The sequence below is a fragment of the Aquimarina sp. AU474 genome (assembly GCF_900312815.1).
Classification (GTDB): Bacteria; Bacteroidota; Bacteroidia; order Flavobacteriales; family Flavobacteriaceae; genus Aquimarina.
This window is the reverse complement of record NZ_OMPE01000004.1, coordinates 297,779-311,765: the sequence shown is the minus strand read 5'-3', so window position 1 is coordinate 311,765 and position 13,987 is coordinate 297,779. Positions and strand designations below refer to the sequence as shown.

7 protein-coding genes are annotated in these 13,987 nt (G+C 33.6%); 3 read left to right on the top strand and 4 right to left on the bottom strand.

Annotated elements, in window-relative coordinates:
• Positions 1 to 2: 2 nt before the first annotated feature.
• The 4 genes from DK508_RS02525 to DK508_RS02510 form a co-directional block, all read right to left on the bottom strand.
• Entirely contained in the window at positions 3 to 6,542 is a 6,540-nt protein-coding gene (locus DK508_RS02525; protein ID WP_160114532.1) for a fibronectin type III domain-containing protein, read from the bottom strand.
• A gap of 14 nt (positions 6,543 to 6,556) precedes the next feature.
• Positions 6,557 to 8,998 (bottom strand): hypothetical protein, encoded by a 2,442-nt coding sequence (locus DK508_RS02520; protein WP_160114531.1) that lies wholly within the window; start codon positions 8,996 to 8,998, stop codon positions 6,557 to 6,559.
• A gap of 239 nt (positions 8,999 to 9,237) precedes the next feature.
• Entirely contained in the window at positions 9,238 to 9,585 is a 348-nt protein-coding gene (locus DK508_RS02515) for a hypothetical protein (protein WP_109299170.1), read from the bottom strand.
• 394 nt (positions 9,586 to 9,979) lie between these two features.
• Positions 9,980 to 10,855 (bottom strand): AraC family transcriptional regulator, encoded by an 876-nt coding sequence (locus tag DK508_RS02510; RefSeq protein WP_109299169.1) that lies wholly within the window; start codon positions 10,853 to 10,855, stop codon positions 9,980 to 9,982.
• Positions 10,856 to 11,111: 256 nt separating this feature from the next.
• On the opposite strand from DK508_RS02510, the gene DK508_RS02505 reads away from it, so the two are divergent.
• The 3 genes from DK508_RS02505 to DK508_RS02495 are packed head-to-tail and all read left to right on the top strand — an operon-like array spanning position 11,112 to position 13,970.
• Positions 11,112 to 11,600, top strand: coding sequence for a cytochrome c (locus tag DK508_RS02505; RefSeq protein WP_109299168.1), 489 nt, complete (start codon positions 11,112 to 11,114; stop codon positions 11,598 to 11,600).
• Positions 11,601 to 11,632: 32 nt separating this feature from the next.
• On the top strand, positions 11,633 to 13,324 hold the full coding sequence (locus DK508_RS02500; protein WP_109299167.1) for a GMC oxidoreductase: 1,692 nt from the start codon (positions 11,633 to 11,635) through the stop codon (positions 13,322 to 13,324).
• Between the two features lie 10 nt (positions 13,325 to 13,334).
• On the top strand, positions 13,335 to 13,970 hold the full coding sequence (locus DK508_RS02495; RefSeq protein WP_160114530.1) for a gluconate 2-dehydrogenase subunit 3 family protein: 636 nt from the start codon (positions 13,335 to 13,337) through the stop codon (positions 13,968 to 13,970).
• Positions 13,971 to 13,987 lie beyond the last annotated feature (17 nt).

Below are 13,987 nucleotides of genomic sequence, written 5' to 3'. Positions count from 1 at the left end.
AATTAAAATTCTGAAATTCGAATATCGGCAACGTTCGGAAAATCATTCAGAAGGTCATCAATATATGTGTCAATATCGTCTAATTGATTATTTCTCCAAAATCCATTTTCAATTGTAAAATCAAGTATCCTATCTTTTCCCGAATGATTTTCACCTATAGTTGCATCATTATTTAATTTTCTGACGTTATTTTTTAGTACTGTCTTAAAGTTACCTAAAGTGTTATTAGATATAGGTTTAAATGTTTTTAAGGAAACAACTTCATTAACATTAGCTAGAACACCATCAAAATCTAAAGTTCTATAATTCGGAATGATATCATTTAGATTCTGATAATTTGCATACTTATTACCCCATTGATTGAATATTTCTTCAATTAAGTCACCTCTTTTAAATTGTCCAGAAGGAACATTAGTAAGCTCCCAAATAGCAGTTCTATTTTCTGCCAACAGTAAATCATCAAGATTATTTGCAACAAAATCGGGTAAATCTGCTCTTTTTAATAGAGCTAACTCTGTGGTCGTAAACCTCCTCCCTACATCAACTAAATTGGCTAAACTGGCTAAATTAATTATACTACCATCTCTAAAGTGTACCTCTTTGATATCATTATCAATTAAGTATTTAATCTCTTTTCCAAACCCAGTTAGTTTATCGGTAGGAACACCGTCCTCAAATACTCTTAAAACATCTTTTTTTCTAGGATCAGTGACAATTATGATTCTAATTTTGTCTTTATTTTCTTTTATAAATTTTAAAAAGGGTAGATTAAATTCTTTAAAGAACGTGTTGTAGTCTATAACTTCATCAGGGAGATTTAACATATTTATCCCTCCTTTTCGTAGTTCTTGCGATTTATCTGCGAAGGAATAATTTTTAAAAATTGTTAGCTTTTCGAGGATATCATCTGTACCTATTTCTCCACTTATCCCAGGGATACTATTAGGGTTCCATTTTCCTAAAATCACATTGTTTTTATCCAAGCTTAAAGAAACATTACCATCTGGGAGGTATATTGTTTTCTCGTTGGTATATCCATTTATCCTTTTAAGATTATCTATTAACTCTTCGTAAGCGGCAACTTCTCTTTCTGCATTGTTTAAATGTGCATACTTATTTAATAATTTATCGAAAAGCTTATCTTCATCTCTATCTTTTGACCAACTAATAGCTTTTTTTGTTGTTACATCAAAAAACAAGAGTTCTCCCTTTTCCTGATTATGTCGTATGTAAAAAAGTCCATCTTTGCTGGTGTATTGCGCAATATCTTGACGATTTTCGCCTTGAGTTCGCCAAAAAGTACCTGCTCTTTTTTCTCTTACAATAACACGTTTTCCATCTCTTAACTCTTTTACCGAAAAAGCTCTAAACGCACCAGCGATAGATGTTATCTCTTTAAAATATTCAAATTTAGCTTGCCCTTTTACTACTATTCCGACCGGTAAAGCAGCAGCAGCATTTCTTGCTTTCTTGAGAATCTTAAGGCTTTCATTGATTTTACTCAAAACCGCACTATTGTTCGTCTCAATAGCTTCGATTTTCCCTCTTCTTAGATAGTAGTTTATTGCGATATAGGCTCTATCATCATTGGCAATTGATCTTAATAACTCATTCGAATCTGTTGATATTCTATTAATATCATCAGCCACATCTTGTACTTTTGGAGGATCCAAAGCATGCTCGCTTACCTTAATGTTTGTAATTTTGTCATAACCCCAGTGCGATATCTGAAGTAGACTTTTAAGTGCTAAAGCATTACTTAATTGTTGCACATAAGGGTTATTTACTTGATCACTTAACCCCGTAATGGTTAATGAGGCTATATCGTCAGAAATATTCCATGCAAGTGCGTATCGCCCTGCTCTTGTTGCAACACTAGCAGTACCCAAAGTCAGTGTAAGTGACGCTACATCTATAGTTGTATTAATTGATTGCGCTACAGTACGGTTAAATAATTTATTATCCGAATACAATAATACTATTGCAGGTAATGGGTAGTTCATGATACTTGCCTTGGGGTCTCCTATAATGCTAAGGCTAGTTTTATCTGAAAAGCGAACCAAATCAAAAGGAGTCAATCCTTCGACAGAAGCACTTACCGGTACTCCTGGAGATATCCCTTGTTTAAGTACTTGAGTGGCGTCGAATGTTCCTGTAGTTTCTTTATAATCAGTTTCGATATCTAAGTATCCAAATTGTGATTTTAAAAACCCTTCTTCATTTTCTTCTAAGTTTTGTGCTTCTAATGCTAATATGAAATCATTAAAAAGAATTCCTTCTTCTGCAAGTCTTCGAACAATATTTCTATATTGTTGCACAAAATTTCTCCTTTCGAAATCATTAAAATATTTTGATAACTGCTCATCATAAAACTCTCTATCTAAAAAACATAATCTAATTAGGGAGTTAATAAAAGCTTTTCTATTGTTTTTGAAAAACCCTAAAAAGCTATCATCTACCTTATCAAAAAGTTGTTTGTAGAGTATTTTTTCCGGATCATAAATATTTGCTCTCTGCAATCCCTGAATTACTCCTTTTGCCTGAGGAACATCTATATTTTCCATTAGTCGAACTACCGCTAACTCTTCATCATTTTCATAAGATCCTCCTTGTGTTATAAAACTATCTGCATATCTCGAAAGAATACGAATTACTATATCCGAATTAAGGTTTTTTAAATCGTTTTTTGTACCTGCAGTAAGCGCAGGAGTCATTTCTTCAAAAGAGACATTTTCTAGGTATTGATAAATAGTCTCGGTCGAATATGGAGGAGACAATTTTGCATAAAAACCTTGTACCTCATCTCCAATTATTCCTTGAATATCATCTCTAATAAATCTCAAAAAATCGATAATGTAATCGTATTGAGTTTCTGGTTTTGGGCTAGTGGGATTAGCTTTGTCTTCGCAGACCAATGTTGCTATTACCTGAGGCCCTGTTATAGGAATATCACAGTCACAATGCTTCTGTAATAATTGAGATATAAACCTCGATCTAAGTCCTCCTCGAGCACCAAATTTTTCTTTACAACTTTCATCTACTGAGTGCCATTTGTTATATGTACTTTCACTTCTTATATTCTCATCAAGGACATGAGGAAAAGTCGTTCTTAGCTCAGCGATTTTGTAGTATGCGAACAAATGCCCCTGTCCGAAATTCTTATTTTTAAAAGCCCAATCGACTGCACCTTGAGTAACCGGCGTAACCGTATTTCTTACCACAACTCTTTGACTTGAACTTAGCTTCTCACGTTTGTTATGTGCTTGCACATTTGCCTGAAAATCAAATACTGTTTTGAGGTTCTTAGTATCGTATGAATATGGAAGAACATCTATTTCAGAAGTACTGAGTTTTATTAATTTATCATGTAAAAGAACTATTGGACTATCTTCAAAACTACCCCATATAACATCATCTCTTTCAATACTATATTTCTCGTACTTATAATATTCATCTCCAGATTTATACCCTTTAAAGACCCAAACATCACCAGCTCGTTCTATATCTGCTTCAAAAAATTGATTACCTACAGCAAATGATTTTAAGGAGCCCGGAATAAAATCCATAAACTGTTTGAAGTCTCCTTGAGAAGCTCTTCCATTATACCCATAAAAGAATTCTATTCTACCTGCCTTAGGAGGTAGTATAACCCCCTCTAGAGATGGGCTTAAAAAGGTATAGGTATCATTTCCATTTTTTCCGAAATTAAGACTGGCAAACTGTTCTTCTTCTGGCAAATCAAATAATGCGTCTTGATCTGGATTTGGGAAATTATAGGGAGTAAAATCTTTATGTATTTTATCCCAATGCATATGTGGTAATTTTACACCGGTACTGCCAGAATCCATAAGCCATTGGGTGGATCCTTTATCTACTCTCAAATCTGTAGCATCTTGTAAATCGAGTATACCCTTACCAATATGATACCCTATAATTTGTCCTAAATTATTTTTAAACCCAACCGCACTGCTATTCGTAATTTGATCTTCAAAAATAAATCCGAATTGATTTTTGGTCAGCATAGCACCTGTTACCGCCATATCCGGAGTCTCATCACTAATAAAAATATAGTATTGATCTTGCTCTATAAGTCTATTCTTTGCTAGTTCTCCTATATAAAATTTACGTAGTTCATACGAATACCTAGGTGATACTGCATCGGTATCCCAGATTTTTACGTTTTCTCTATATAAGCCAGATTCTGGAAAGAATCGATCACTTACTGTGATGTTTATTTTGACCGAACTAGGATTGAAAATATTATCTAATTCTTTTTGAATAGCAACTTTACTCGGAACCTCACTAAGGTTAACCGGGACAATAGTTATGTTTACTGGAGTCATTCGTGGCAAGTGCCACAATGTAAATTGCCCTGCTAATTTTTCCTTCCCATCTTTGGATACAACTGCTTTAATCATCTCTCTTTTAAAGCTATTGGCTCCATTTAACGAGAGAGTAACTAATGTATTACCTTGACCTATGGTAGCGTCTATTTTAACATCATTCTCATTCTTAAACGTAAGATTACTTAAATCCGATTCGTCTGTAACTCGAAGTGTCGCTATGATTTCATCATTCTTGTTAGCCTGTATTGCTTTATGGGGTATAAAATAATCTGTAAGGCTATCTGCTTCTTTGATTACAACATAACTATTTGATGAATTATTTAATAGATTACCAGTTTGTCTACTTGGTATTTGATCAAATGCATATGATCCCGATGGCAAGAAATTAACCTGAATATTTTCGGCTGTAAGATCATCGGTAGGTACATCTGGATTATCACTTCCTGGTCCTCCATCTGTGGGTGTTTGAACATTACCCTCAGAATCAACAACCCATGTATTCCCCTCTTCATCTACTAATGTGACTGTAGCATCACCTTCTGGCATTGTTACCACATCTAAAACTTCGCCATTATCACCATAAATAGTAATCGTACGAGTACCTGGATCTGTATTTGGGTCTACACTACTAATAATCCCAGGAATATTATGTGTAACATCCTGATCTGTGCCACCTCCTGGATCACCTGGATCGTCTGGTGGATCAAATCCAGGAAAATTACTAAAAGTAGGGTCATAAGTAGTCGTAATCACCCCACTGGTTAATTGCAATTTTGAATTTACTGTGATTCCCTCAAACTCAACAGCAACAACGGGTAAACCTAACCACGGAATACCGGCATATCCGTATCCTTTAAAAGGTGAATCATTTTTTTCTAGTTTGGTTACTGTAATCGGAAAATCACCTGCTATAATTACAAAACCAGGAAATATTCTATCTAAATTGGGAGAATTAGGATCTACGGTATAAGGATTAGGTTCTATACCACACCCCTGATACATTGCTACATCTTCAGTAACGGTTTCAAATTCCATTACTTGTCCATACGCTACATTTTCGGCATCACAATTACCAGCAACTTTGTACTCATATCGCGTTGCTGGTTTAAGGTTTGATAAAGCTGTAGCATTTCTGGGTGTTGTTATCGGATACCATTTAGAATCACCTCCTTTTTCTCTATAATTAATAATGTAGTCAATGTGGGTGCTTTCTAAATCCCATCCAATGGCTGCGGTACGAGCTCCGACCTGTTTAGTTTCTACATTATTTGGTGCAATACAAGGAGTTTGATATCGAAACCAGAATACCTGACTTAATCCAAAGTTCTCGAAAAACGTACTGATTTGTTCACCATCCTGATCTACATATGCTTGTACTTGCCAAGCATAGATATGATCTTCGAGCAATGGATTATCTTGAGGATTAGCATTCCAGTTATATGGGAGACTAGTTCCTATAATATTATCTCTACATATTACACTATAATCATCATTATTAAATGTACAATTATTCCCCCCTTGAGTACCTAACATGAACCCTTGAATATCTTGAGTTCCTAAAGGAATTTGTACTAATCTAAATTTATATTTTACACCTGTTATATTCCCCCCAGAAGCAGGACTCCAATTAAAATTAATTTGTGGAGATGGATCGGTGGCTGTAATTTTTGATTCATTTATAGGCCATGTTAAAAATGGTGGGTTTATCTGGGATACTGGAAGGTTTACACATTTGGTTTCAGAAATTTGAACTCCCGAACGAGCGTCAATAACCTCAAAACAAAAATCATAACTTCCATCTCTTAAAGGGGTCTCATATTGATCTGGTGATATCCCCAGTAAATTTTGGAATTCGAAATACGGAGCTAAATCTATTGCCCCTAATGTTAAAGGAATTCCTGCATCAAGAGTAAGTTGTTGGTTCTGAATAAAAGCAGGATTACTCGCTACATTGATTCCATTACCACGAACACTAATTCTTAAATTAATCGGCCTTTGATTTCCGGTAGTAATATCTGTAAGTAATAAACGTAATTGTAAAGGGTTGGTTGCCGATGTTGATGCGGCAAATGCCGATAAATTATTGGGGTAAGGTCTAGAACCTATAGGATTGATCTGAACTGGAAAGTTCTGTGCAGTTAATTGTTGCACACCACAGTATAATAAACATAAAACTAATAGTACCCTTTTTATCATATTCATAGTGTTAGTCATTCGTTTTGTTTCCTGGTCCTATATTCCATATCGAGATACAAGACAATTTCTCCTTCCAAATACTCATTACTATTCAGCAAACTACCATCTGATTTAAAGATTTTGAATGTGTTTCTTATTGCTTTTAGCCGTATGTCTTCAACTTCTTTTTTACTGTTGATTTTTCCGTTATTGATTTCAAAAACACGATCTGTTATGTAGTGATGCGCATCATACTTTTCTGATTGTTTTCTATGTTCTTCTACTAATTCAGTATATGCCACAATAGAATCTTTGGGCATATTTAACCTTTCTGAGGTTTTCATTTTATACAGTCCATGCCTTTCCATTTTAAACTTGGCAATCCTAAAACTCATCCGTATCTCCTCATCTTTTTTCTTTGTATCAATTTTAAGATCAGTTAAAACTTCTATTAATTTTTCTTCATAGGCTACTGCAAAATCAATATAGAGATAGAGATTGTCTAAAAACGTGATTGCTTTATCTTGAAATGTTAGTGGATTGTTTTTTTCTTTTAAATTACTCAGTATGGTTAGCAATTCAGTCCTTCCAAAAATTTCGGGATCGCTGAGGTATTCTTTTTTAGATGTTGTCAAAAGTTGAGCTATGATGTCATTGGCATACCCTTTATAAATAATATCCCGATATCTAAATCTATAAAAGTGATCCTCTCTTTTTTCCTCTTCCTTTTCTTTGGACGATGTTATTTTATCTCTCTTTCCAAATTTTAATTTTGGTCTTTTAACATCAAAGGAATATGCATATCCTAATCGAATCGTGAGATCATTAGAAACTCGTTGTGTCGCTTTTCTTAATAAAAAAATAGCGCTAAACGAAAAATTATGTCGTTTCTGATAGGTATACTGGGCATTAAATCTATTACTAAATATTTCATTCTGAATTTCGCCCTGTGTACTTGTAATATTATAAGAACTCGATAACCCAGTACTTAAAGTCTTATCAAAAAACCCTTTTCTTACAGACAATGTAGGGCCGTAGGTAAATGTGCTTTCCTCTACAGCTTCGTTATATGCAAAATTCATTGCTGCATTATATTGTAAATTTTTATTCGGAAATTCTATAGTATAGGATGTAGAACCATTATAAAAATCTGAAGAATTCGTATTAAGATCTCCACTATCCTCTTTTGATGTTTGGTAATTTAATTGAGCAGAAAGACCTTGTCTTTTATCTTCGGTATTCATGATCTTATAGGTTGCTCCTAAAGATGCATTTTGGGAGATTTGTGTAAAGTTTAAAGTATCTCTACTATTAAGTTCGTCTATTTGATTTATCTCATCAAATTGATTTCTTATGTTTGTGTATGACTGAAAATTAGAATACGAAGCATTGACATCTATTTTTTTTGAAACTACTAAAGAAGCATTTACAGAAGATACTACTCTTTGTAACTGTGTTTCTTTTTCATTTTTTAAATCATCTCTTTGTAATCCAGCATTAATTGAAAGAGATAATTTATTTTTAAATAAATTTTGTGATGCATTTAATGTGATATTCTCTAAATCATTATTAAAATAATACGATCCAAATGTTCTATAATCGGGATCAATACGTTCATATCCTACACCTACATTTCCATTAAATAAAGCATATGAAAAGTTAACATTAAACGCTTTATAAAAATCCGTTGAAGTTTTTTCATCTATCAAAAAACCAAGAATACTGCTATTCTCGGTAGTAGTAGGATTATTTATATTTTCTGTGACTGCACTTTGAGCTATTTCAAAATTAAACGATAGGTTCTTCACTAGATTAATACCACTTTTAAGAGAAACTACAAGGTTTTCTTTAGGAGTTACTCCAAGTTCTAAAGGGATATCCGTAGTTAAAGAAGAAGATTTGTCTTTGGCCTTAAAAAAAATCAACTCTACCTCCCACTTTCTAAAACTATATGATGACTTCATTCCGTAACCATAGCGATCATATACCGGTAAAATACCAGGAATTTCACTATCGTATTCTGTAGCTCTTAAAAATCTCCCGTATAGTGCACTAATTCTAAAAGGACCTTTGGGAGTAATATCTACTCCAGCTCCCGTAAATTGATGACCACTAACCGTATATGGAGAAAACGTCATGCTTACATCACCTATATGCGTAGTTATCCATTTATAAGAAGGGTGGATACTAAGTCTGTTAATCTTAAAAGGTGTGTTGTAACTAAAACTTTGACTTGTATATGAAAAAGATAAGGGTATATTGTAAAGCCCGCTTATATTAAAATTAAGATTACCATTGACATTAAAAGAAAATGGATCTCGATTTGAAGTACCCTCATAATATGTCCCATTGGCCGAAATACCTCCACCAACTTTTAGTAAAGGTACTTTTCCAATTTGATCCAAACTTTGTGCTTGGATTATTGATATTTTGAACGCCGTAATCAAAAGTAGTTTTATTAGACTTTTAGTTGTCAATTTTTTTATACTTAGCTTAACATTTTTTTGATATGATAAATGGAGATCAAAGGATATCTATACACCTTTTTGGTCTATACTTTTTGTGAAACAAAAGAAAAGTACGATGATTAACTTTTGGGTAATTTTAGAATTAAGATTCACGATAAGTTTATTAGTTTTAAGGCGGATAAATATTTTTGACGATGAAATTTATACAGAGTTATATACTTTTTGTATCTCAAACTCTTATGACTGTTTTATTTGGTTTGACAAGTGCACAATTTAAAGATGTCTGAATTAGAGGTTAATTTATCACCTATTTTAGTTAGCGTATGCGTCTGAAAGCCTTCAAAATATTTAATGACAACTTGGTCATCAATGATCTCATATTCTCCTGCAACATTTAACTTGCCTCCTAAATCAGGGTTTCTCTCTACTATATCATTAGGCACTAGATCCAAAAATAATTTCCCTCCTGTTTTAAATCGTAAAACAGAACCATATTTTCCATTTGATCTTTCACAGTTATACTCTCCAACTAGACTATTATCATTACAAGAAATTGTTAAGAATAGAATAAAGATTATAAGTACTGTTTTTTTCATAATTCAATTTTTGGTTATTTTTTAATTGGTTATCCTCATTAGTTAACAAGTATAAATTACACCAATCATAGGACTAAACACAAACTAATATTGTTGAGATTTATAAATTTAAACATGTAATCCTTATAGCATTTTTTATCAAAAACCACTATTAATCAACACTTTAAAGAATCACAAACATCTATTTAATCTGTAAGCTTTATAACATTTAACACGAAGTAGACTATAGCCAAAATTGCCATATTTGACCTTTAATATAACTTTAAGTACTAGTATGATTTTGTGTAAAACCTAAAACTGAAATATGTATTCTAGAAGAAATCAATATGAATCTCGTGGTACTTTTAATGAAGTTTGATTCATTCTTTTAAAAACGGAAAAAGTGATTTGAGTGCTAAGAAAAAGATACCTGCAAATGATTCATGTATTGTTGTCTATACCCGTTAGGTGTATCATCAATAATTCTTTTAAAAAGACGATTAAAAAGTGATAGACTATTAAAGCCACAATCAAAAGCTATATTGGTTATTGTAGCATCAGTATTAATCAATAAATTACATGCATTTTGAATCCGTATTTCGGTAAGTGCTTGCTTAAATGTTTTTCCGGTACTTTTGAGAAAAAATCTGCAGAAAGAACTTTCGGTCATTCCGATTTGTTGCGCTACTTGTCTTGTAGAAATATTAGTATGATAATTATCCTGAATAACCTTGTAAACTGTTCTAACTCTTTCTGTATTAGTAACAGATAATGTCAAATATTGTTTTGCTTCAAGGCTTTCATAAGACACCATGGTAAATTCTTGAAGAACCCTAAACAATTGTAATAATTTTTCTAATGGTGACAGGCCTATCATTTGCTTTATAATTTCACCTATTCTATGTTTATGGTTACTGGTGACTGTTAAACCTGCTTTTGCATCAATTAATAACTTTTCGATAGTATTAAACTCGGTAAAAAATTTACTTGCCTCTTTGATATCTTGACCATTAAATTGTATTACATATTGTTCATATTCATCAGATTCAAAACCAACGTTAAAACAATTATGAGGAATATTTGGACCTAACAATACCAAATCACCATCTGCAAACTGACTAATTTTGGTTCCTATAAATCTTCTTCCTTTACCAGATGGTAAGTATACTATTTCATATTCGGGGTGAAAATGCCAACTTCCTTCGTACGGCAAAAACGGGGCTTTAAAATAAAATACTTTAAAAGAGGAACCTTCAGAAGGGATAATTTTTTCAAAAGAAGCTTTTTTCATACTCTCAATTATCTATCACACCAAAATCAAAAGACAATTTAATGCAAAAAAAGGCACAATAAGTTAAAAATACTGTAAATTTTTCACAATAAATTTACCATATATCTAGTAATTAATCAATTGCAGTACGCAAATAGAAAACATATAAAATCACATTGTCTATGTTTTAAGGTAATCCGCCTTTCTTTAAGTATAGATCACATTAAAGGAAAAAAATGCTCTAAAAAATTAGAGGGAAAAGAATATTAAAAAACATATGAAATCATTTTGTCTAAGTTTAGGAGTACTCTGCTTCGTTTTATTTAGTAGTTGCTCCAAAGAAAAAAAAGAAAAAGAAACCATAAAAATTGGTTCGAAGAAAACCGAAACTAAATCTAAACAAGAAAAAACGGCTTCGGTTCCTGTATTGTTGGATAATAAAGGAATTGGCCCGATTAAGTCTATTTCATTCCAAAAAACCATAGATCAAACTTTGGCTGCAAAAGGAGAACAACTTTTTAAGTCAAAATGCCTTGCCTGCCATAAGGCTTCGCAAAAGTTTATTGGGCCATCGATGACGGGGATTTACGAAAGGCGAAGTCCAGAATGGGTTATGAATATGATCATGAACCCAGACGAGATGTTAAAAAAGGATCCAGTAGCCATAGCGTTATTAAAAGCATATAATAATACTATTATGCTCAATCAAAATATTCCAGAAGAAGAAGCAAGAGCAATGGTCGAATGGTTTAGAACTCTCGAATAAATCTAATTAAACTCAAAAAATCATCTTTTACTATGCAAAAAGAACCTCAATACGATGTAATTATAGTTGGAACAGGAATAAGTGGCGGTTGGGCTGCAAAAGAACTGTGTGAAAAAGGATTAAAAACATTGGTTTTAGAACGTGGTCGAATGGTTCGCCATATTGAAGATTATACTACCATGAATGATGATCCCTGGGATTATGAGCTAAAAGGGCAACCATCTCGTGAAGAAATAGAAGAACAACCAAAACAACACAGAACAGGATACGTTACAGCAAAGGCTAATCGCCATTTTTTTGTAAACGACAATAAACACCCTTATAACGAAACGAAACGTTTTGATTGGATACGAGGTTATCATGTAGGTGGACGCTCGTTAATGTGGGGGAGACAGAGTTATAGACTTTCTGACTTTGATTTTGAAGCCAATAAAAAAGATGGTGTCGCTATAGATTGGCCCGTTAGATACAAAGACATAGCTCCTTGGTACGACAAAGTAGAGGAATATATAGGAGTGAGTGGAGAAAAATTAGGATTAGATCAATTACCAGATGGTCAATTCTTACCACCTATGGAACTAAATTGTGTTGAAGATCATTTAAAAGGCAATATCGCGCAAAATTATGATGATCGAGTGATGACTATTGGCCGAGTTGCTCACATTACAGGAACCAAAAAAATTGAGGGCCGGATGAACTGTCAATACCGTAATCGATGTATGAGAGGTTGTCCTTTTGGTGCTTATTTTAGTAGTAACTCTTCTACCCTTCCAGCAGCAGAACGAACGGGTAATATGACTCTTCGACCAAACTCAATTGTTCACGAGGTGATATATGACGAAACTACAGGAAAAGCTACAGGAGTAAAAGTAATCGACGCAGAAACCAAAGAGAAAACAGAATTTACAGCTAAAATTATTTTCCTATGTGCTTCTGCAATAGCATCAGCAAGTATTTTGCTACAATCCAAATCGAAAAGGTTTCCTAACGGACTGGGAAATGATTCTGGTGAGTTAGGTCACAATATTATGGATCATCATTTTAAGGCTGGAGCACAAGCCAGTTTTGATGGTTTTGAAGATAAATTTTATAAAGGTCGAAGACCTAACGGAATCTATATTCCAAGATTTAGAAATATTGGTGGAGAAACAGACCAAGAAACTTTTAAACGTGGTTATGGTTTTCAAGGAGGTGCTAGTAGACAGGATTGGAAAGAAACTGTTGCAGAATTAGGTTATGGTGCACAATTAAAAGAAAACATACTTAAACCAGGTAAATGGAGAATGGGATTAATGGGATTTGGAGAATGCCTACCTTATCATGAAAACAAAATGACCTTAGATTATGATAAACTTGATGAATGGGGATTACCCACTGTCACTTTTGATGCTGAGTTTAAGGAAAATGAACTAGAAATGCGTAAGGATATGATCTCTGAGGCCATGGGAATGCTTAAGAAAGCTGGTTTTAAAGATGTAGAACCATGGGATGATATTGGAGGCATTGGCTTAGGTATTCACGAAATGGGAACTGCCCGAATGGGGAATGATCCTAAAACATCCGTACTTAATGGGCACAATCAGATTCATTCGGTTCCTAATGTATATGTAACAGATGGTTCATTTATGGCATCTGCAAGTTGTGTAAACCCTTCATTAACGTATATGGCATTTACTGCTAGAGCCGCAGAACATGCAGCAAATCAAATCAAAAAAAACGCTTAATTCATCAATCATGAACAGAAGAGAAGCTTTAAAAAACATTGGGTTATCGGCTGGATACATTGCTGTAACACCAACCTTAATTGGGATTTTACAGAGTTGTACCAGAGAAATTAAACTCACATGGACTCCAGAGTTACTATCAGAGGATGAAGCAAAAATTTTAGATCAACTTGTTGACTTAATTATTCCAGAAACCGAAATTCCTGGTGCTAAATCTCTTAACGTACCTATGTTTATAGATACCTATATGAACAAAGCCGCCAAAGATGAAGAAACTCAAATGTTTAAGAAACTTGCTGGAGTTGTAGTCGAATCGTTTGGGATAAGTGAAGAAAACCCGGTTAAAAAAATTAAGGTTGAAGAATATGATGCCCTTCTTGCAAAATACCTGCGTTCATCAAAAGAACAACAAGAAGCCTACGAAAAGGAAATGGAAACCATGGAAAATCCTAGTGATATAGAAAAAATCTCTAAAGATGCTCTTATCTTTTCTTATCTATCCTGGGTTCGAGGGCTTTCGATTTGGGGCTTTAAAACTAACGAGCATATAGGAAAAAATGTGTTAGCATATTTACCTGTTCCAGGAGAACAAATTGGGTGCGAATCTCTAGAAACGCTAACCCAAGGAAAAGATTGGTCACTATAAAACTTTGTTTCAGTATA

What these genes read in the sequence shown, in the direction of transcription:
- DK508_RS02495 (WP_160114530.1), top strand. Translation starts at nt 13,335, where the DNA reads ATGAACAGAAGAGAAGCTTTAAAAAACATTGGGTTATCGGCTGGATAC.
- DK508_RS02505 (WP_109299168.1), top strand. Translation starts at nt 11,112, where the DNA reads ATGAAATCATTTTGTCTAAGTTTAGGAGTACTCTGCTTCGTTTTATTT.
- DK508_RS02500 (WP_109299167.1), top strand. Translation starts at nt 11,633, where the DNA reads ATGCAAAAAGAACCTCAATACGATGTAATTATAGTTGGAACAGGAATA.
- DK508_RS02515 (WP_109299170.1), bottom strand. Translation starts at nt 9,585, where the DNA reads ATGAAAAAAACAGTACTTATAATCTTTATTCTATTCTTAACAATTTCT.
- DK508_RS02525 (WP_160114532.1), bottom strand. Translation starts at nt 6,542, where the DNA reads ATGATAAAAAGGGTACTATTAGTTTTATGTTTATTATACTGTGGTGTG.
- DK508_RS02510 (WP_109299169.1), bottom strand. Translation starts at nt 10,855, where the DNA reads ATGAAAAAAGCTTCTTTTGAAAAAATTATCCCTTCTGAAGGTTCCTCT.